Here is an 18,585-nt window from a genome sequence, read left to right as displayed (position 1 = left end):
TTAGCCCATTACAGTACTGTCCGCTGATTCCGGTGTGAGGAGTGGACAGAGTGACCGCTGACATGGGCCTGCCCAAGCCCTGGGCCAGGGGTGTCGGCGCCGTACCGCCGCCCGCGCTGGTGATGCTGGGCATCGTCTCGGTGCAGATCGGCGCCGGGCTGGCCAAAGACCTGTTCACGCAGCTCTCCCCCGCCGCCGTGGTCTTCCTCCGCATCGCGACCGGGGCGCTGGTGCTCGTCGCGTTCGTGCGGCCCCAGCTCCGGGGGCTCTCGTGGCAGACCCTCCGGGTCGGGCTGGCGTTCGGCGTGATCCTCGCGGTGATGAACCTCACCTTCTACGAGGCGCTGGCGCGGCTGCCGATCGGGATCGCGGTGGCCATCGAGTTCATGGGGCCGCTGGGGGTCGCCGTCGCGGCCTCGCGCCGCCGCCTCGACCTCGTGTGGGTGGGGCTGGCCGCCACCGGGATCGTGCTGCTGGCGCCCTGGGGGAACGCCGCCAACGCCGACTGGGTCGGCATCGCGTTCGCCGCCGCCGCGGGGGTCTGCTGGGGCGCCTACATCCTGCTGTCGGCGTCGGTGGGGCAGCGGTTCCCCGGTACGTCGGGGCTGGTGTTCGCCATGATCATCTCGACCGTGGTGGTGGCCCCGCCGGGGATCGTCTCGGGCGGCCTCGACCTGCTCGACCCCATGATCCTTCTGATCGGGCTCGGCGTCGGGCTGCTGTCGTCGGTGATCCCCTATTCGCTGGAGCTCGAGGCGCTGCGGCGGATGCCGAAGCGGGTGTTCGGCATCCTGATGAGCCTGGAGCCCGCCGTCGCCGCCCTGGTCGGGCTGGTCGTGCTCGGCGAGATCCTGCACCTGCGGGAGTGGGCCGCGATCGGGTGTGTGGTGGTCGCCTCGATCGGGGCCGCGCGCTCCGGCTGAGTCACTCCGGCTTGTTGGCCCATATGCCGCGCACGTGCTGGATGTGGTGGCGCATCACGTGTTCGGCGGCGCGGCGGTCGCCGCTGATCAGGGCGTCGAGCAGTTCGATGTGTTCGCGGGCCGAGTCGACCAGTTTCCCGGCGTCGGCCAGGCTTTTCAGGCCGTAGAGGCGGGCTCGGCTGCGCAGCTCGCGGACCACCTCGACCAGGTGGGCGTTGCCCGCCAGGCTCAGCAGTTCGACGTGGAAGCGCAGGTCGGCGTTGACGTAGGTGAGCAGGTCGCCCCGCTCGGCCGAGGTGACGATCTCCCGCGCCAGCGGGCGCAGCCGTTCGAAGTCGGCGTCGAGGCCCGACTCGGCCAGCTTGGCGACCGTGGGCACCTCGATGAGGCGCCGGATCTCGGTGATGTCGTCCAGGTCGCTGTCGGACATCTCGGTGACCCGGAAGCCCTTGTTGCGCACCGCCTCGACCAGGCCCTCTTTGGCCAGGTCGAGCATCGCCTCGCGGACGGGGGTCGCCGAGACGCCGAACTGGGCGGCGAGCACCGGCGCGGAGTAGACGACCCCCGGCCTCATCTCACCCGCGACCAGCGCGTCTCTCAGGGCTTGCGCGACCTGTTCGCGCAGGCTCTGCCGCTCACCCACGACCGGCAGGCCGAGCCCCTCTGCTCCCGTGGCCATTCCACTCCCATCCGTGACGTCGTAGCTGGTGATCGTACCGGTTCGGACCGGTACGCGACCGCCTGGTCACAGCAGGAAACCCTGCGGGAACGGGTCCCGGGGATCGAGGAAGTACTGGGCGGTGCCGGTGAGCCAGGCGCGGCCGGTGATGTGCGGCACCACGGCCTGGTGATCTCCCACTTCGGCCTCTGCGACGAGGCGTCCGGTGAACTTCGTGCCGATGAACGATTCGTTGGTGAAATCGGCATTGATGGGCAACTCGCCCAGGGCGTGGAGCTGGGCCATCCGGGCGCTGGTGCCGGTTCCGCACGGCGAGCGGTCGAACCAGCCGGGGTGGATGGCCATGGCGTGCCGCGAGTGCCGGGCGGTGGAGCCGGGGGCGAGGAACTGCACGTGGTGGCAGCCCCGGATGCCGGGGTCGAGTGGGTGGACCGGTTCTCCCGAGGAGTTGATCGCGTCCATGATCGCGAGGCCCGCGTCCAGGATCTGCTGCTTGTACGCCCGGTCGAACGGCAGCCCCACCGACTCGATCGGCAGGATGGCGTAGAAGTTGCCGCCGTAGGCCAGGTCGTAGGTGAGCTCGCCGAACCCTTCGACCTTCACCGTCTGGGCGAGGGCGTGCGCGTAGGAGGGCACGTTCTCGATCGTGACCGACTCGGCCACGCCGTCGCGGACGGCGACCGACGCGGTGACCAGCCCGGCCGGGGTGTCGAGACGGATCGTGGTGACGGGTTCGACGACCTCGACCATGCCGGTCTCGACCAGTACGGTCGCCACCCCGATCGTGCCGTGGCCGCACATCGGCAGGCAGCCGGAGACCTCGATGTAGAGCACGCCCCAGTCGGCGTCGGGCCTGGTGGGCGGCTGGAGGATGGCGCCGCTCATGGCCGCGTGGCCTCGGGGCTCGTACATGAGCAGGGTGCGCACGTGATCGAGGTGGGCCATGAAGTGCTCGCGGCGCTCGGCCATGGTGGCGCCGGGGATGACCCCGACGCCGCCGGTGATCACGCGCGTGGGCATGCCCTCGGTGTGGGAGTCGACGGCATGGAAGATCCTTTTCGTGCGCACGTCACATGACCTTCTCTGTCGCGGCGCGGATCTCGGCCGCCGTGGCGGGAGGGAGCGGCAGGCGGGGCGGCCGGCAGGCGCCGCCGTTGAGCCCGGCCACGTCCATCGACAGCTTGATCGCCTGCACGAATTCTACCCGTGCGTCCCATCTGAGCAGGGGGTGCAGATCGCGGTAGAGCGGCACGGCCGTGGCCAGGTCACCTGCGGCGGCGGCGCGGTAGAGGTCGACGCACGGGCGGGTCACCGAGTTGGGGAACCCGGCGATCCAGCCCTTCGCCCCGGCGGTGAGCAGTTCGAGGACCACGTCGTCGGAGCCGACGAGGAGGTCGAGGCCGGGCGCCACCTCCTGGATCTCGTAGGCGCGGCGCACGTCGCCGGTGAACTCCTTGACCGCGACGATCAGTCCCTCGCCGAACAGCTTGGCCAGCAGCGCCGGGGTCAGGTCGACCTTCGTGTCGATCGGGTTGTTGTAGGCGACGATCGGCAGCCCGGCCTTGGCGACGGTCCGGTAGTGCTCCAGCACGGCGTTCTCGTCGGCCCGGTAGGCGTTGGGCGGCAGCAGCATCACGCTGGCGCACCCGGCGTCGCGGGCCTGCTCGGCCCAGGCCAGCGCCTCGCGGGAGCCGTAGGCGGCCACGCCCGGCATCACCCGGTCGCCGCCGACGGCCTCGACGGCGGTCCGGACCACCCGGGCCCGCTCGTCGGGGGTCAGCGTCTGGTATTCGCCCAGCGAGCCGTTGGGCACCACGCCGTCACACCCCTCGTCGACGAGCCGGCGGCAGTGGGCCGCGTAGGCGTCGTGGTCGACGGTGAGGTCACCGGTGAAGGGGAGCGCGGTGGCCACCATGATGCCGTGCCAAGGTCGGATCATGTGCTGTCCTCTCGATCGTGCAGTGTCAGGTCTGCGAGGGTGATCGGCTGGGCGAACGGTCTCTTCTGCGGGGCCGGTTCGTGCCCGGTCAGCCGGGCGACGGCGTGGCCGCACATGCGGCCCTGGCACCAGCCCATCCCGGGGCGGGCCAGCAGTTTGACCATGCGGGGGTCGCCGGCGCCGAGGTCACGGGCCGCCTCCACGGCGCGCACGGTGACCTCTTCGCAGCGGCAGACGAGGGTGTCGGGGGTGAGCCAGTGTCGCCAGCCGTCCCGTACCGGATAGGAGAGTTCGAGGGCCCGCGCGAACCGGCGCAGGCGGTGCTTCTCGGCGACCAGCCGGGGCGGCGGCTCCCCGATCAGGGCGTGCACGGCCAGCGCGCCCTCGACCACCGCGGCCTGCGCGCCCGCGACCCCCGCGACCTCTCCGGCGGCGAGCACCCCGTCGACGGAGGTCCGCTGGTGGTCGTCGACGACGACGTGGTCGCCGTCGAGGCGGCAGCCGAGCTGCATCAGGAGATCGACCTGCGGGGTGAAGCCGTAGCCGACGGCGAGGGTGTCGCAGTCGACGGTGCGCCAGGCGTAGGGCTTCCAGTCCTTGGTGATCTTGGCGACGGTGATGCCCTCGACGGAGTCCTTCCCGTGGGCGGCGACCACGGCGTGCCCGGTCCTGTACGGCACCCGCGCGGCGGCCAGCCTCCTTCCGTAGTCGACGGCCTCTTTCGCCTTCGACGGAACCCGGGCCAGTGCCGCGGCCATGCGGGGTGAGGGCCGGTTGGCCTCCAGGACCTCCTTGACGCGGACCCCCGCGTCGAGCAGCGTCACCGCGACCGGGAGCAGGAACGGCCCGGTGCCGGCCACGACGACCTCTTCGCCCGGCTTGACCCGCTCGCCCTTCACGAGGGCCTGGGCTCCACCCGCAGTGAGCACGCCGGGAAGGTCCCACCCCGGGAAGGGGATGACCTTGTCGTGGGTGCCGGTCGCGATCAGGAGGGTCGTGGCGGTGGTGGTCGTGGAAGCGTGGAGGTGGAATCCGGTGCCCGACTTCTCCACGGCCCAGACGCGCTCGCCGAGTTTGACGTCGATGCCGGTCAGACGGGGTTGCGCGGCGCCCCGGAGGAACTGGCCACCGGTACGGGCGTAGGCGTCGACGAGCGCGACGCTGAGCCCGCGCCTCGCCGCGACCCTGGCGGCGGTGAGACCGGCGGGCCCGGCCCCAACGACGGCGAGATCGTAGATCACGAGTCCACCTCGTCGCCGGGCGTGGCCGGGCGCTTGAACGTCTGCGCGGCTCGCACGTCGTCGCCGGGTCCGTTGGAGTGGCTGAGGAGCGTCGCTGCGGCCCGCGTGTCGTCGCCGTGGCTGGGCGTGGTCACGGGCCCACCTCGTCGCCCGGTCGGGCCACGGTCTGGCAGGCGCGCTGGTCGGGGAGGCCGTTGACCGTGAGGAGGCAGTCGAAGCAGGCGCCGATGGCGCAGAAGAGGCCGCGGGGGCGGTTGCCGAAGCGGGTGGTCCGCCAGGAGCGGATCCCGGCGGCGTGCAGGGCGGCGCCGATCGACTGGCCCTCCTCAGCCGTGATCGTGCGGCCGTCGAAGCGGAACTCGATCATGTGAACCTCCCCGGGGCGAAGGGCGCCGGATCGACCTGTGGCCGGGTGCCGGTGATCTGCGCAGTGATCATCTCGGCGGTGGCCGGGGCCAGGCCGATGCCGGCGCCCTCGTGCCCGCAGGCGTGGAAGAGGTTCTGGAGCCGGTGGTCGGGGCCGATGACCGGCAGATGGTCCGGCGAGTAGGGCCGCAGCCCGGCGTAGGCCCGCATGACCTGCCGGTCGGCGAGGATCGGGAACAGCCCGATCGCCTGCCGGGCGAGCTTGGCGAGGATCCTGTAGTCGATCGAGGTGTCGTAGCCGACCCGCTGCCGCGAGGCCCCGATGAGGACGGTCCCGGCCTGGGTCGACTCGATGACACCCGACGTCTCGAGCCCTTCGGCGTCGCTGGCGACGTTGGTGACGTAGGCGGCGGTGTAGACCTTGTGTCTGACCGGCGGGACAACGAAGGGCTGCGTGACCAGGATGAACCCCTTCCGGGGCCGGATCGGCAGCGGCGCCTGGGCGAAGCTTCCCGCCCACGTGCCTGCGGCGTTGACGACGGCGTCGGCGTACACGTCCCCCTGGCCCGTGCGCACCCCGATCACCCGGTCACCGGACACGAGAAAGCGCTCTACGGCGGTCCGGACCACCCGCGCGCCCGAGGCCCTGAGCAGGCGCGCGGCGGCCAGCATGGGCTGCACCTGGGCGTCCTGCGGGTAGTGGACTCCCCCGGCCAGGCCGTCGGCGAGATGGGGTTCGAGGTCCCGCAGATTCTCGGCCGGCACGAGAGAGGCGACAACGCCGGTGTGCTCAGGCGCCGCACCCACCGACTTGCCCGCTTCAGTGTCGGGGAGGCTGTGCGCCTGCTGGTGTTCGGCGAACCGCGTCAGGGCGTCCAAGACCTCTGGGGTTTCGGCGACGACCAAGCCGCCCTTGGGGTCCCATTCGAAATCGCCGGCGTCGGTGGCGAGTTGTCGCCAGAGGGTCGTCGACCTGAGCGCAAGGTCCAGTTCAGGGCCCGGTTCCTTGTCGGACACCAGGATGTTGCCCTCGCCGGCGCCCGTGGTGCCGGACGCCACTCCCCCGCGATCGACTACCGTTACCCGCAGACCGGCACGGGTCAGGAAATAAGCGCATGAAGCGCCCACGATCCCGGCTCCGACCACGAGGACGTCCACGGTTTGTACCATGTCACATGACATATCGGGCCGCAAGAGGGACCACCCCCTACCGCACCTAGCATTGACGCCGTGAAGCGTCTCTTCTCCTCCGTCTGGTCTCCCACCGCCCGGAACATGCGGGCCTGGGCGTTGGCGGCGGTCGTGGTCAACGCCGGCATCACCGTCACCGGTGCGGCCGTGCGGCTCACGGGCTCGGGCCTCGGCTGCCCGACCTGGCCTCGGTGCACCGCCGACAGTTTCGTCCCGGTCGCCCATCCGGACCACTCGCCGATCAACACCGCGATCGAGTTCGGCAACCGCATGTTCAGCCTCATGGTGCTGGCGGTCGCCATCGCGGTCTTCGTCGCGGCGTGGAGGCTGAAGCGGCGGTCGCTGGTCCGGCTCGCGCTGGTCCAGCCGCTCGGCGTGATCTTCCAGGCCCTGTGGGGCGGGCTGGTGGTCCGCACCGCGCTCAACCCGGTCACGGTGAGCGTCCACTTCCTGGTGTCGGTCGGGATGATCGCGGCGGCCTACATGCTGTTCGCCCGCTCGACCGAGGGCGACGGGCCGGTGGTGCCGACCGTGCACCCGTGGATCGTCACGCTGGGCCGGGTGCTGACCGGGGCCATGCTCGTGCTGCTGGTCGCCGGTGTCGTCACGACCGGCACGGGCCCCCACTCCGGCGACGAGCGGGCCAGCCGGTTCGACTTCGACATCGAGATCGTGGCCCGCATCCACGCCGACGTCGTGTGGGTCGTCGTCGGGCTGACGTTCGCGCTGCTGTTCGCCCTCTATCTGACCAAGGCGCCCGAGCAGGCCAGACGGGCCGCGCTGATCCTGTTCGGCGTGGAGCTCGCGCAGGGGGTCATCGGGTACGTCCAGTACTTCCTCGCCGTCCCCGCCCTGCTGGTCGGGTTCCACGTGCTGGGCGCGGCCCTCGTGTGGATCGCCACGCTGCGGGTGGTCCATCTGCTGCGGGAGCGCACCGAGATCATCGAATCCGTGAACTCGGAAGCGGTCGCCCGCGTCTGACCCTGCGTGAAACGTGCCGTATTCCGGGGCGCCGTCGCGGCCAGCCTGCTCGCGGTGGCGCCCATGACGTGGGCGTGGCTCTCCAGCGAGGGCCACCGCATCGACACGAACGACCCCGGGTGGACCTCTCAGGTCCCCGTCGCCCCGGTCGCGCTGGTGCTGGGGGCGGGGGTGAACGGCGACTGGCCGTCGGCGATGCTGCGCGACCGCCTCGACATCGGCCTCGCGCTCTACCGCACCGGCAGGGTGAAGGCGCTGCTGCTGTCGGGCACCAACCACGTCAAGGAGTACGACGAGCCCACGGTCATGCGCGACTACCTGCTGGCCCGGGGTGTCCCGGCGCGGTCGCTCGTGCTCGACTACGCCGGTCTCGACACCTGGGATTCCTGTGTACGGGCCAGGAAGATCTTCGGCGCGTCCCAGGTGACCGTGGTCACCCAGACGTTCCACCTGCCCCGCGCGGTGACGCTCTGCCGCGAGGCGGGGCTGACCACGTTCGGGGTCGGCGACGACTCCCAGCGGAAGTACGCGCTGACGACCTACACCTACGCCGCACGCGAATTCTTCGCGACCGGCAAGGGGTTCCTCGACGCGGTCGTGCTCAAATCGGATCCACGGTTCCTGGGGCCGTACGAGACCTCGCTCGACACGGCGCTGACCGTCTCCGCGCGGGGCCCGAATCCCGACGCGATGGACCGAAAGATGGCACCGCTGGAGACGGCCGTCGAGGAGACGGGTCGCTCATAAGGGCTGAGCTGGGCTTTCCCGTGAATCTTTCAGCCGCAATAGATGTCGGCGATCGTGGGGGCGGCCTTCGCGTCGCCCTTGAATCCTGCCGTCTCGGTCGCGCCGGGCTTGAGGACCTTGTTCCACTTCTCGGCGTGGATCATCACCGAGGGGCCGCTCTGCATCCAGGTACCGTTCCACGACTGGGTGATCTTCGCCTCCAGGGGGACGTTCCACTGGACGTACCAGTCGTTGATCGGCGCGGTCCCCGTGTTGGTGATCTTCGCCTCGCCCTGGAAACCCCCAGGCCAGGTGGTGATCAGCTTGACGTCGGCGGTGCACTTCGTGGTGGCCGTCGTGGCCGACGGCGACGCGTGGAAGTGGACCGGCTCGGCGGCGCTCACCCCCGTGACCCGCCAGACGACCAGGGCGACCCCGGCGACGAGGGCGAGGACGGCCAGAGCGGTCAGGGAGTTCTTCTTCAACGGGGCCCTCCAGGCGTGACGGATCGACACTCGTCACGTGGGAATCGGGCCCGCCGGAATTGAAACACGGCCCCCGGCCGGAGCGCCAGGGGCCGTGAAACCGGCTACTTCACGTCGGCCCCAGAGTCGGCTGCGGAGGCCGACCAGTAGAGCGCCTTGGCCACCTGGGCGAACAGGCCCTTGGGGTGGTTGCGGAACATCGGCTCGGTGCCGAACATGACCACGGCCGCGCCGCGTTCGTCCCGGCCGCTGACCACGGCCGCCTGGCCCCGTGCGGCGTCCTGGCCGCCGGTGCCGTTGGTGTTCGCCCGCCAGTGGCCGCTGACCAGCGGGCCTTCGGTGGCGTACGCCTGCTCGACGCGGACCTCCGGGCCGAGGCCGGTGAACCAGCGGGGCGAGTAGACGAACGAGTGGGCCGGGGCGTCGCCGCCGACGGCCCCGCCGGGCGAGGTGACCTTCACCACACCGTTGGCGTCGCTGCGACCGGCGACCGGGGTGAGCGTGAGCAGCCCGGCGGCGCCGTTGAAGGCCGAGCCGGTGCTGCCCCGGGTGACCACGCCGCCCGTCGTCAGGTAGGCGTCGAGCTTCGCCTTGGCGTCGGCGTTGAGCTGACCGTAGTTGAGGCCGCTGGAGACGAAGAGCACGTCGGTCGCGCTCCAGTCGAACCCGGCGTTGAGCACGGCGGTCGACACCGGGGTGACCTGGAAGCCCAGCTCACGCAGGGTGAACAGCTCGTCGGCCGAGACGGCGGCGGCGATCCGGACCTGACCGAGCCTGGTGCCCGCGGCCTTCTCCGAGACGCCGAAGGAGACGTCGTACTTACGGGCCACGCCCTCGGCCTGGCGGCGGGCCGAGGCGGGGATCACGGCGGTGCCGTCGTCCGCCCAGGTCACCTGGACGCCCTGCGCGAGCAGCTCGTTCACGGCCTGGATCTCGCGGCCGTCGGTGACGCGCAGGGACAGCGACCGGCTGGTCCACGGCACCGAGCCGTCGAGCTCGGCGCTGTCGACCTGCTTGGAGTCGGCCTTCAACGAGCTGATCGAGTCGACGGTCGCGCCCCAGAGCAGGGCGTGGCTCCAGCCGGAGATGTCGTACATCGAGTCGACGCGCGGGGTGATGTCGGCGCCCGGCTCCAGCATCACGTTGGCGATGCCGCGCTTGGGCTGGTGCATGTCGATGATGTAGGAGCCCTCGGCGTACCACTTGCCGTTCGCCGAGAAGGCCCGCTTGGCCTTCTCCACCTTCACGTCGTTGGCGATCAGGTGGTCGACCAGGCGCGCGGCCGAGGTGGCCGAACGCTGCCGGTCGCCCGCCGGGATCACGTAGGCGCGCGGGAAGGTCGTGTTGTAGACGTCCTCGGGACCGAAGCCGGGCACGATGCCGAGCGGCACCTGCTTGGAGGCCTCACCGGCGGCGCCCCGGCGGAAGGTCTCGATCTGGTCGGCGATGAGCTGGTCGTGCCGCTCCTGGACGAAGGTGTACGTCGCCCGCATCACCGCCGCCGCGATGTCGGTGTTGATCTTCGAGCGCCGCTGGAGCTCCTCGACCGGGAGGTTGTTGTAGTCGGCGTTGTTGACCCGCATCGGGAACTCGATGGTGTGCGAGGCCACCGCGCCCTGGAAGGGGGCGTACTGCGGGGTGAAGATCGGGGGCCAGTCGTCCCAGCCCTCGGCGTCGTCGCGGAACGGGATCTGCGGCGGGTTCACGCCGTCCTTCTCGGGCGTGTAGCCCAGACCCAGCACCGCCTGCTCCATGGCCAGGCCGTTGGCGTAGGTGTTCTTGATGAACAGGTCGTATTCGTAGTTGGCGCCGTGGGGCGGGGTCGTCGGCTCGATGAGGGTGCCGTTGACGTAGCCGTGCAGGTCGATCATGGCGACCGGCTGGGTGTCGATCATGAGCTGGCGCATCGCCTGGACCTCGGGCTGCGAGGCGGTGATGAAGTCGCGGTTCATGTCGAAGCCGGCGCCGTTGGCCCGGGTGTTGCCGAACCGGCCGTCGGGGTTGGCGGTGACGTTGAAGTAGAGCCGGTTCTTGGCCAGCAGGTCGACGATCTTCTTGTCGTTGCTGGTGGCCAGCTCCTCGATCACGCGCAGGGCGGCGTCGGTGCCCTCCCACTCGTTGCCGTGGATGTTGTTGTTGATGAAGATCGGCGCCTTGTACTTCCCGGGCAGCTTCCGGTCCTTGGCGGCCTTGGCCGAGTCGTTCTCGATGCGGTCGCGGATGGCGTCCTGCTCGCGCGTCTGGCTCTTGCTCTCGGGCGCGGTGACGGTGACCAGGTAGAGGTCACGGCCCTGGTGGGTTTTGGCGATGATCTCGACGCTGACGCGGTTGCTGCGGGCCTGGAGGGCGTTCAGCTTGCCGGCGATGGCGTGGTAGGGCGTGAGGCCGAGCTTGATGGAGGCGTCGGCCGCGTTCTCGGCGGGCAGCGGGAGGCGGGTCTGCCGCGGGTAGCCGCGCTCCTTGTCCCGGAAGTCGCGGAAGAAGGGGAACTGCTTGAGCCGCTCGGTGGCCGCGGCCGGGGTTTCGGGGGTCAGTGCTCGTAAGGTGCCGGCGGTCTGCTCGGAGACACCGGCCGCCTCCTCGTTGCGCTCGGGACCGTTGCCGAAGTCGCGGGTCGTCACTCCAGGCGGCGGGGTCGGCTCGGCGGAGGCCGAACCCGTCGGAACGAGGATCGTGGTGGCCGCGACGGCGACGCTCAGGAGGGCGATGGGGGCACGCAACAGAGAACCTCCGTGATCAGGGTGCGTGCCCTATTCGTAGTGATCGAATGTGACATTCCACAAGATCTGACAGGAAATTCTCAGGAATGCCAGGGCGGTTGCGCGACCATTTGCTGCGGCGGGGGCATCGGGAACATCCCGCGCGAGTAGGCCATCAGGTCGGCGAGCGACCGCTGGGTGACGAGGAAGTCGTCTTCTGACACCCCGCCGCGCACCGCCCGCTCGTGGAGGAGCCCGAGCTCGGTCGCGGCGAGCTGGTAGTCGCTCATGGCCCGCTGCCCGGCCCGCCCGCCGTGGGTGCGGGCCCACTTGCGGGCGTCGCGCCGGTGCTTCAGCGAGGAGAGCATGACGATGTCGGCGGAGGTGATCAGGCCGGTGCGCTCGTAGGGCGGCAGGTAGTGCTGGATCATGCCGACCACGCGCTTCCGGTCGCGCACGATGACCCACAGCTCCAGGAAGAGCAGCGCCATCAGGATCAGGTAGGCCACGATCAGGCCGTTGAAGCCGGAGAAGGACGCGAACCCGTTCCACAGCCCGTGGAGGATCATCGCGCCGATCCAGCCGAAGACGACCATCCAGACGCCGCGCGCGCCCCGGTTCTGCGGCTGGGCGGCGTAGGCGACCGCGATGCCGATCAGCGAGGTGAACAGCGGGTGGGCGAACGGTGAGAGCACCCCGCGCAGGACGACCGTGGCGGCCAGGCCCTCGGGACCGTTCTCGGTCAGCGCCGCCAGGTAGTAGCTGACGTTCTCGGACATCGCGAAGCCGAGGCCGACCATGCTGGCGTAGATGATGCCGTCGGTGGGGCCGTCGAGCTCCTGGCGCCGGTAGCGCAGGAAGCCCACCAGCACGAGCCCCTTCATCGACTCCTCGACCAGAGGGGCGCCGAAGGTGGCGACGTAGTTGCGGGCGTTGTCGGGGTCGCCCAGCGCGTTTTCGACGTAGATCAGGTTGAGCGAGTTGAGCAGGCCGGCGAACAGCACCGCGATGCCGGCGCCCCACATGAAGGCGAAGACCAGGTTGCTGCGCGGCTCGGGCTCCATGCGGTCGAGCGCCAGCACCCCCGCCAGCAGCAGCGGAACGGGGGCGATCGCGGCCGCCAGGGCGATGAAGAACTGGACCGGGTCACCGTTGAGGATGTCGAAGGAGAACGACACCGTCGCGCAGATGCCCGCCAGGACGAGCCCGATGATGAGCCCGAACGACGGGCGTCCCCTCAACACCGATCGTGGATTCTGGCTCGCCATTCCGCGAGCGTAACCGAACCTCGACCCTCTGTCCGCTCAGGCGATCACTCAGGCGATCAGGGAGTCGATCGCGACGGCGAGGAACAGGAGCGCCAGGTAGATGTTCGACCAGTGGAAGAAGCGCATCGGACGCAGGTCCACGCCGGTCTTCCCGGCCCTGAGGCGGTGCTGGAGGGCGTACACCTCGAACAGGCAGGCGGCGCCGAGCACGGCGGCGACGGCCGGGTAGAACAGGGAGGTCCCGGCGACCGGCCACAGCAGCAGCGAGCACGCCACGGTCGCCCACGTGTACCAGATGACCTGCTTCACGACCGTGGCCTCGGTGGCCACCGTCGGCAGCATCGGCACGTTGGCGGCGGCGTAGTCCTCGCGGTAGCGCATCGCGAGGGTCCAGGTGTGCGGGGGCGTCCAGAAGAAGACGACGCCGAAGAGCACGACCGGCGCCCACGCCATGCCGCCGGTGATGCCGGCCCAGCCGATGAGCACGGGCATGCAGCCCGCGATGCCGCCCCAGACGATGTTCTGCGACGTGCGCCGCTTCAGGAACATCGAATAGAACAGGACGTAGAAGAGGATCGCCCCCAAGGAGAGGGCGGCGGCCAGCCAGTTGACGGTCAGGCCGAGGCCCACCGTGGAAGCGGCGCCCAAAATCACGCCAAAAGTGAGCGCGCCCTTCGGGGAGACCGTGTGGCGGGCCAGCGGGCGGCGCCGGGTGCGGCGCATCACCTCGTCGATGTCGCGGTCGATGTAGCAGTTCAGCGCGTTGGCGCTGCCCGCCGACAGGGTGCCGAACACCATGGTGTTGATCGCGAGCCACAGGTCGGGAAGGCCCTTGGCCGCGAGGAACATGACCGGCAGCGTGGTGATCAGGAGCAACTCGATGATCCGCGGCTTGGTCAGCGCTATGTAGGCACCGATGACCTCGCGCACTCCACGGCGAACCGCGGCGGGGGCCATCGCTTCGTTCTTCATGAGCACCGTCAAGGCGCTTCCAGCACGTGCGGGGTCAACGCGTAACCTCGGGATGAGAGCGGGATCTCCGGGCATGCAGCCGGAACTAGGGAAATCACTGTAGTGGGACGTGGCCGCGGTCCCTGAATCGGGGCTGCTCACCCGCCTGCCGTCTCACGAACGGCGGCCTACCGGACGGTACCCACCCGCACCCGTTAGGGTCCGGTGTGGGCGGGAACGCCCACACGCACGAGAGAAAGACTAGAGGGGATCGAGCGAGTGAGCAGTGCTGGTCTTGAGTGGAGCGACCTCGATCGACAGGCCGTCGACGTGGTGCGCGCCCTGGCGATGGACGCTGTCGAGAAGGCGGGCTCGGGACACCCCGGAACGGCGATGAGCCTGGCGCCAGCCGCCTACCTGCTGTTCCAGAAGACGATGCGACACGACCCCACCGATTCCCACTGGGTGGGTCGCGACCGATTTGTACTTTCCTGTGGGCATTCAAGCCTCACCCTTTACATCCAGCTCTACCTGTCCGGCTACGGCCTGAGCCTTGAGGACATCAAGGGTCTGCGCCAGTGGGACAGTCTGACCCCCGCCCATCCCGAGCACGGCCACACCCTCGGTGTCGAGACCACCACCGGCCCTCTGGGTCAGGGCATCGGCAACGCCGTGGGCATGGCGATGGCGGCCCGCCGCGAGCGCGGCCTCCTCGACCCCGACGCGGCCCCCGGCGCCTCCCCCTTCGACCACCACATCTGGTGCGTGGCCTCCGAGGGTGACATCGAAGAGGGCATCAGCCACGAGGTCAGCGCCCTGGCCGCCCACCAGCGCCTCGGCAACCTGACCGTGGTCTTCGACTCCAACCACATCTCGATCGAGGACGACACCCAGATCGCCCTCTCCGAGGACGTCGTCGCCCGCTACGAGGCCTACGGCTGGCACACCCAGACCGTCGACTGGACTCAGACCGGCGAATACGTGGAGGACGTCGCCGCCCTCCACGCCGCCCTGGAGGCCGCCCGCGCCGAGACCGAGCGCCCGTCGTTCATCCGGCTGCGCACGATCATCGGCTACCCGGCCCCCAACAAGCAGAACACCGGCAAGATCCACGGCTCGGCGCTCGGCGCCGCCGAGGTGGCGGCCACCAAGGTCGTCATGGGCATGAACCCCGACGAGTCCTTCGTGGTCCCCGAGGCCGTGCTGGCCCACTCCCGCCAGGTCGCCGAGCGTGGCCGCGCCGCCCGCGCCGAGTGGGAGAAGGGCTACCAGGACTGGCGCACCGCCAACCCCGAGCGGGCCGCCCTGCTCGACCGGCTGAGCGCCCGCGAGCTGCCCACCGGCTGGACCGAGGCGCTGCCGGGCTTCGAGGCCGGCAGCTCGGTGGCCACCCGTAAGGCGTCGGGCGAGGTGCTGAGCGCGCTGGCGCCGGTGCTGCCCGAGCTGTGGGGCGGTTCGGCCGACCTGGCCGAGTCGAACAACACCACCATGAAGGGCGAGCCGTCCTTCATCCCGACCGAGTTCCAGACCCACGAGTTCCCGGGTGGCCCCTACGGCCGCACGCTGCACTTCGGCATCCGCGAACACGGCATGGGCTCGATCCTCAACGGCATCGCGCTGCACGGCGGCACCCGCCCCTACGGCGGCACCTTCCTGGTCTTCAGCGACTACATGCGCCCGGCCGTCCGCCTGGCCGCGCTGATGAAGCTGCCGGTCACCTACGTCTGGACGCACGACTCCATCGGCCTCGGTGAGGACGGCCCGACCCACCAGCCGGTCGAGCACCTGTGGTCGCTGCGCGCCATCCCCGGCCTCGACGTGGTCCGCCCCGCCGACGCCAACGAGACGGCCGCCGCCTGGCGCGTCATCCTCGAGCACAACGACCGTCCCGCCGCGCTGGCCCTGACCCGGCAGAACCTGCCGGTCTACGCCGGCACCGGCGACGTCACCAAGGTGGCCAAGGGCGGCTACGTCCTCGAAGACGCCTCCAACGGACAGCCGCAGGTCGTCATCATCGGCACCGGCAGCGAGGTCGAGATCGCGCTCGGCGCCCGCAAGCTGCTCGAGGAGCAGGGCTTCCCGACCCGCGTCGTGTCGATGCCGTGCGTCGAGTGGTTCCAGGCGCAGGACTCCGCCTACCGGCAGGAGGTTCTGCCACCGAATGTTCACGCGAGGGTCGCCGTCGAGGCGGGAATCGCGCTGGGTTGGCGTGAGTTCGTAGGAGACGATGGCGTCGTGGTGAGCCTGGAGCACTTCGGTGCGTCGGCTCCGTACAAGACGCTCTACGAGCAGTTCGGCATCACTGCGGAGCGCGTGGCCGCGGCGGCGAAGGCGTCGCTCGCCAAGACGGGCGCCGACAAGGGCGAGACGACGGGAAACTGAACATGAGTGAGCATCTTTCCAAGCTGACCGGCTTCGGCGTATCCATCTGGCTCGACGACATCAGCCGCGAGCGCCTGCGGACCGGCAACCTCGCCGACCTGATCCGCGAGAAGAGCGTCACCGGCGTCACGTCCAACCCGACGATCTTCGCCTCGGCGTTGAGCAAGGGCGACGCCTACGCCACCCAGCTCCACGACCTGGCGGTCCGCAAGGTCTCGGTCGACGAGGCCGTGCGCGCGATCACCACGTTCGACATCCGCTGGGCCGCCGACGTGCTGCGCCCGGTCTACGACGCCACCTCCGGCGTCGACGGCCGGGTCTCCATCGAGGTCGACCCCCGCCTGGCCCGCGAGACCGAGGCGACCATCGCCGAGGCCCGCGCGCTGTGGTGGCTCGTCGACCGGCCGAACCTGTTCATCAAGATCCCGGCGACGGTCGAGGGCCTGCCCGCGATCACCGCGGCGATCGCCGAGGGCATCAGCGTCAACGTCACGCTGATCTTCTCCCTCGAGCGCTACCGCGCGGTCATGGACGCCTGGCTCGACGGCCTGGAGCAGGCCAAGGCCAAGGGCATCGACCTGTCGACGATCGAGTCGGTGGCGTCGTTCTTCGTCAGCCGGGTCGACAGCGAGATCGACGCCCGCCTCGACAAGATCGGCACCCCCGAGGCGCTGGAGCTCAAGGGCCGGGCCGCCGTGGCCAACGCCCGCCTCGCCTACGCCGCGTTCGAGGAGATCGTCAACACCCCGCGCTGGCAGGAGCTGCGCGCGGCCGGTGCGCGTCCCCAGCGCCCGCTGTGGGCCTCCACGGGTACGAAGGACCCCAAGTACCCCGACACCCTCTACGTCGACGAGCTCGTGACGGCCGGCACGGTCAACACGATGCCCGAGAAGACGCTGAACGCTGTCGCCGATCATGGACGTATCTCGGGCGACACGATCCGCCCGTTCTACGAGGCGGCCTGGAACGCCATGGCGGCCCTGAAGAACATCGGCATCGACTACGACGACGTCGTGAAGGTGCTGGAGGACGAGGGCGTCGACAAGTTCGCCGTCTCGTGGAACGAACTGCTGGAGACCGTCACCACCGAGCTGGGGAAGGCCCGATAACTCATGGCGGTAGAGGTGACCCTGGGTCACGCGGCGGAAGCCGCGGCGGCCGTCAAGGACAAGCTGGTCGCCGAGGGGGTGCCGGCCGCGCTCGCGGCGGGCGACTCGACCCTCTGGGGACCTGAGGCACAGACCGAGGCGGCCATCCGTCTGGGGTGGCTGACCCTGCCATCCACCAGCCGGGAGCTGCTTCCCGAGCTCGGCAAGCTGGTGGAGCGGGTCCGCGCCGAAGGGCTCGACCACGTCGTGCTGGCCGGGATGGGCGGCTCGTCGCTGGCGCCCGAGGTCATCTGCGCGACCGAGGACGTCGAGCTCACCGTGCTCGACACCACCGACCCCGGCCAGGTGCTCCGCGCCCTGGGCGACCGGCTGGAGAACACGGTCGTGGTGGTCGCGTCCAAGAGCGGCGGCACCGTCGAGACCGACAGCCACCGCCGGATCTACGAGAAGGCCTTCCGCGACGCCGGCATCGACCCGGCCGACCGGATCGTCGTCGTGACCGACCCGGGTTCACCTCTGGAGAAGACCGCCACCGAGGCGGGTTACCAGGTCTTCCTGGCCGACCCCAACGTGGGCGGGCGTTACAGCGCGCTCAGCGCGTTCGGCCTGGTGCCGAGCGCGCTGGCCGGCGCCGACGTCGAGAAGCTGCTCGACGACGCCGCCGAGATCCTGCCGTCGCTGGCCCTCAATGAGGGCAACCCCGGTCTCGACCTGGGCGCGCTTCTGGGCGCCCAGGCGCTGGCCGGCCGCGACAAGCTGATCCTGCGCGACGCCCTCTCCGACATCACCGGCCTGCCCGACTGGATCGAGCAGCTCATCGCCGAGTCGACCGGCAAGTCGGGCAAGGGCATCCTGCCCGTCGTCGGCGCCGAGTCGGCCGAGGGCCACGACCAGTTCGCGGTGGACATCGGCCCCGAGGGCGACGTCCACGTCGACGGCCCGCTGGGCGCGCAGTTCCTGCTCTGGGAGTACGCCACCGCGATCGCCGGCCGCGCGCTGGAGATCGACCCCTTCAACCAGCCCAACGTGGCCGAGTCGAAGGAGAACACCGGCAAGATCCTGGCGGCCGAGCCGCACGTCGCCTACCCCGCGCTGGTCGACGGGCCGGTCGAGGTCTACGGCGACATCGGCGAGAACTGCGACGACCTGGCCGACGTGCTGACCTGGGTGCTGCGGGAGATCCCCGACAACGGCTACCTGGCGATCATGGCCTACCTCGACCGTGAGGCCGCCTTCGACGCCGCCGTGCTCGGCGGCGCCGACTTCGAGCAGACCACCGAGGCATGGGCGCGGGCCGACGTCGCGACGCTGCGCAACCTGCTCGACTACCGCACCGAGCGGGCCGTCACCTTCGGGTGGGGCCCCCGGTTCCTGCACTCGACCGGTCAGTATCACAAGGGCGGCCCGCAGGTCGGGGTGTTCCTGCAGATCACCGGCGTCAACGGCGACGACGTGGAGGTTCCCGGCAGGCCCTACGGCCTGGCCGAGCTCCAGCTCGCGCAGGCGCTGGGCGACCTCGGGGCGCTCCAGTCGCGCAACCGCCCGACCGTGCGGCTCCACCTGACCGACCGGCGGGCGGGCGTCGCGCACCTTCTTTCGGTCGCCGAGGAGCTCTGATCTGATGTATGAGATCGAAACGGAGCCG

At 70.2% G+C, this 18,585-nt stretch carries 17 protein-coding genes; 6 read left to right on the top strand and 11 right to left on the bottom strand.

All coding sequences use genetic code 11. The features are described 5' to 3' along the window. Nucleotides 1-50: 50 nt before the first annotated feature. Complete coding sequence (locus ACYQ78_RS31830; protein WP_459804649.1) at nucleotides 51-923, top strand: EamA family transporter; 873 nt, start codon at nucleotides 51-53, stop codon at nucleotides 921-923. A 1-nt stretch (nucleotide 924) separates the two neighbouring features. Here the strand turns inward: ACYQ78_RS31830 and ACYQ78_RS31825 are convergent, their stop codons facing one another. The 7 genes from ACYQ78_RS31825 to ACYQ78_RS31795 all read right to left on the bottom strand — a co-directional run bounded on the left by ACYQ78_RS31825 (nucleotide 925) and on the right by ACYQ78_RS31795 (nucleotide 6,306). Beyond that, on the bottom strand, nucleotides 925-1,602 hold the full coding sequence (locus tag ACYQ78_RS31825; protein ID WP_459804648.1) for a GntR family transcriptional regulator: 678 nt from the start codon (nucleotides 1,600-1,602) through the stop codon (nucleotides 925-927). Nucleotides 1,603-1,668: 66 nt separating this feature from the next. After that, entirely contained in the window at nucleotides 1,669-2,670 is a 1,002-nt protein-coding gene (locus ACYQ78_RS31820; protein ID WP_459804647.1) for a proline racemase family protein, read from the bottom strand. Between the two features lies 1 nt (nucleotide 2,671). Beyond that, a complete protein-coding gene (locus ACYQ78_RS31815; RefSeq protein ID WP_459804646.1) occupies nucleotides 2,672-3,541 on the bottom strand; it encodes a dihydrodipicolinate synthase family protein in 870 nt (289 codons plus the stop codon). Then, a complete protein-coding gene (locus ACYQ78_RS31810; protein ID WP_459804645.1) occupies nucleotides 3,538-4,782 on the bottom strand; it encodes an FAD-dependent oxidoreductase in 1,245 nt (414 codons plus the stop codon). Before ACYQ78_RS31810 ends, ACYQ78_RS31815 begins: the two co-directional genes overlap by 4 nt. Next, nucleotides 4,779-4,916 (bottom strand): hypothetical protein, encoded by a 138-nt coding sequence (locus ACYQ78_RS31805; protein WP_459804644.1) that lies wholly within the window; start codon nucleotides 4,914-4,916, stop codon nucleotides 4,779-4,781. Before ACYQ78_RS31805 ends, ACYQ78_RS31810 begins: the two co-directional genes overlap by 4 nt. Next, nucleotides 4,913-5,149, bottom strand: a complete 237-nt coding sequence (locus ACYQ78_RS31800) for a (2Fe-2S)-binding protein (protein WP_459804643.1) — start codon at nucleotides 5,147-5,149, stop codon at nucleotides 4,913-4,915. Before ACYQ78_RS31800 ends, ACYQ78_RS31805 begins: the two co-directional genes overlap by 4 nt. After that, nucleotides 5,146-6,306, bottom strand: coding sequence for an NAD(P)/FAD-dependent oxidoreductase (locus ACYQ78_RS31795; RefSeq protein ID WP_459804642.1), 1,161 nt, complete (start codon nucleotides 6,304-6,306; stop codon nucleotides 5,146-5,148). The genes ACYQ78_RS31800 and ACYQ78_RS31795 overlap by 4 nt, the downstream gene beginning before the upstream one ends. 72 nt (nucleotides 6,307-6,378) lie before the next feature. Here ACYQ78_RS31795 and ACYQ78_RS31790 point away from each other — a divergent pair, with 72 nt between their 5' ends. Both ACYQ78_RS31790 and ACYQ78_RS31785 read left to right on the top strand, forming a co-directional pair. Continuing rightward, the gene (locus tag ACYQ78_RS31790) at nucleotides 6,379-7,320 is read left to right on the top strand and encodes a COX15/CtaA family protein (protein WP_459804641.1); all 942 of its coding nucleotides are present in this window, start codon (nucleotides 6,379-6,381) and stop codon (nucleotides 7,318-7,320) included. 6 nt (nucleotides 7,321-7,326) lie between these two features. After that, nucleotides 7,327-8,067, top strand: a complete 741-nt coding sequence (locus ACYQ78_RS31785) for a SanA/YdcF family protein (RefSeq protein WP_459804640.1) — start codon at nucleotides 7,327-7,329, stop codon at nucleotides 8,065-8,067. 29 nt (nucleotides 8,068-8,096) lie between these two features. Here the strand turns inward: ACYQ78_RS31785 and ACYQ78_RS31780 are convergent, their stop codons facing one another. The 4 genes from ACYQ78_RS31780 to ACYQ78_RS31765 all read right to left on the bottom strand — a co-directional run bounded on the left by ACYQ78_RS31780 (nucleotide 8,097) and on the right by ACYQ78_RS31765 (nucleotide 13,470). Further along, the gene (locus ACYQ78_RS31780) at nucleotides 8,097-8,531 is read right to left on the bottom strand and encodes a cellulose binding domain-containing protein (protein WP_459804639.1); all 435 of its coding nucleotides are present in this window, start codon (nucleotides 8,529-8,531) and stop codon (nucleotides 8,097-8,099) included. Between the two features lie 104 nt (nucleotides 8,532-8,635). Further along, the gene (locus ACYQ78_RS31775; RefSeq protein WP_459804638.1) at nucleotides 8,636-11,251 is read right to left on the bottom strand and encodes a M14 family zinc carboxypeptidase; all 2,616 of its coding nucleotides are present in this window, start codon (nucleotides 11,249-11,251) and stop codon (nucleotides 8,636-8,638) included. An 80-nt stretch (nucleotides 11,252-11,331) separates the two neighbouring features. Then, a complete protein-coding gene (locus ACYQ78_RS31770; RefSeq protein WP_459804637.1) occupies nucleotides 11,332-12,474 on the bottom strand; it encodes a PrsW family intramembrane metalloprotease in 1,143 nt (380 codons plus the stop codon). 72 nt (nucleotides 12,475-12,546) lie between these two features. After that, nucleotides 12,547-13,470, bottom strand: a complete 924-nt coding sequence (locus ACYQ78_RS31765; RefSeq protein WP_459804636.1) for a heme o synthase — start codon at nucleotides 13,468-13,470, stop codon at nucleotides 12,547-12,549. 327 nt (nucleotides 13,471-13,797) lie between these two features. On the opposite strand from ACYQ78_RS31765, the gene tkt reads away from it, so the two are divergent. The 3 genes from tkt to ACYQ78_RS31750 are packed head-to-tail and all read left to right on the top strand — an operon-like array spanning nucleotide 13,798 to nucleotide 18,557. Next, entirely contained in the window at nucleotides 13,798-15,831 is a 2,034-nt protein-coding gene (gene tkt, locus ACYQ78_RS31760; protein ID WP_459804823.1) for a transketolase, read from the top strand. A 2-nt stretch (nucleotides 15,832-15,833) separates the two neighbouring features. Then, entirely contained in the window at nucleotides 15,834-16,940 is a 1,107-nt protein-coding gene (gene tal / locus ACYQ78_RS31755; protein ID WP_459804635.1) for a transaldolase, read from the top strand. 3 nt (nucleotides 16,941-16,943) lie between these two features. Beyond that, entirely contained in the window at nucleotides 16,944-18,557 is a 1,614-nt protein-coding gene (locus tag ACYQ78_RS31750) for a glucose-6-phosphate isomerase (protein ID WP_459804634.1), read from the top strand. Nucleotides 18,558-18,585 lie beyond the last annotated feature (28 nt).

It is taken from the genome of Herbidospora sp. RD11066, assembly GCF_054661255.1.
This window is presented reverse-complemented; position numbering and strand designations above follow the sequence as displayed.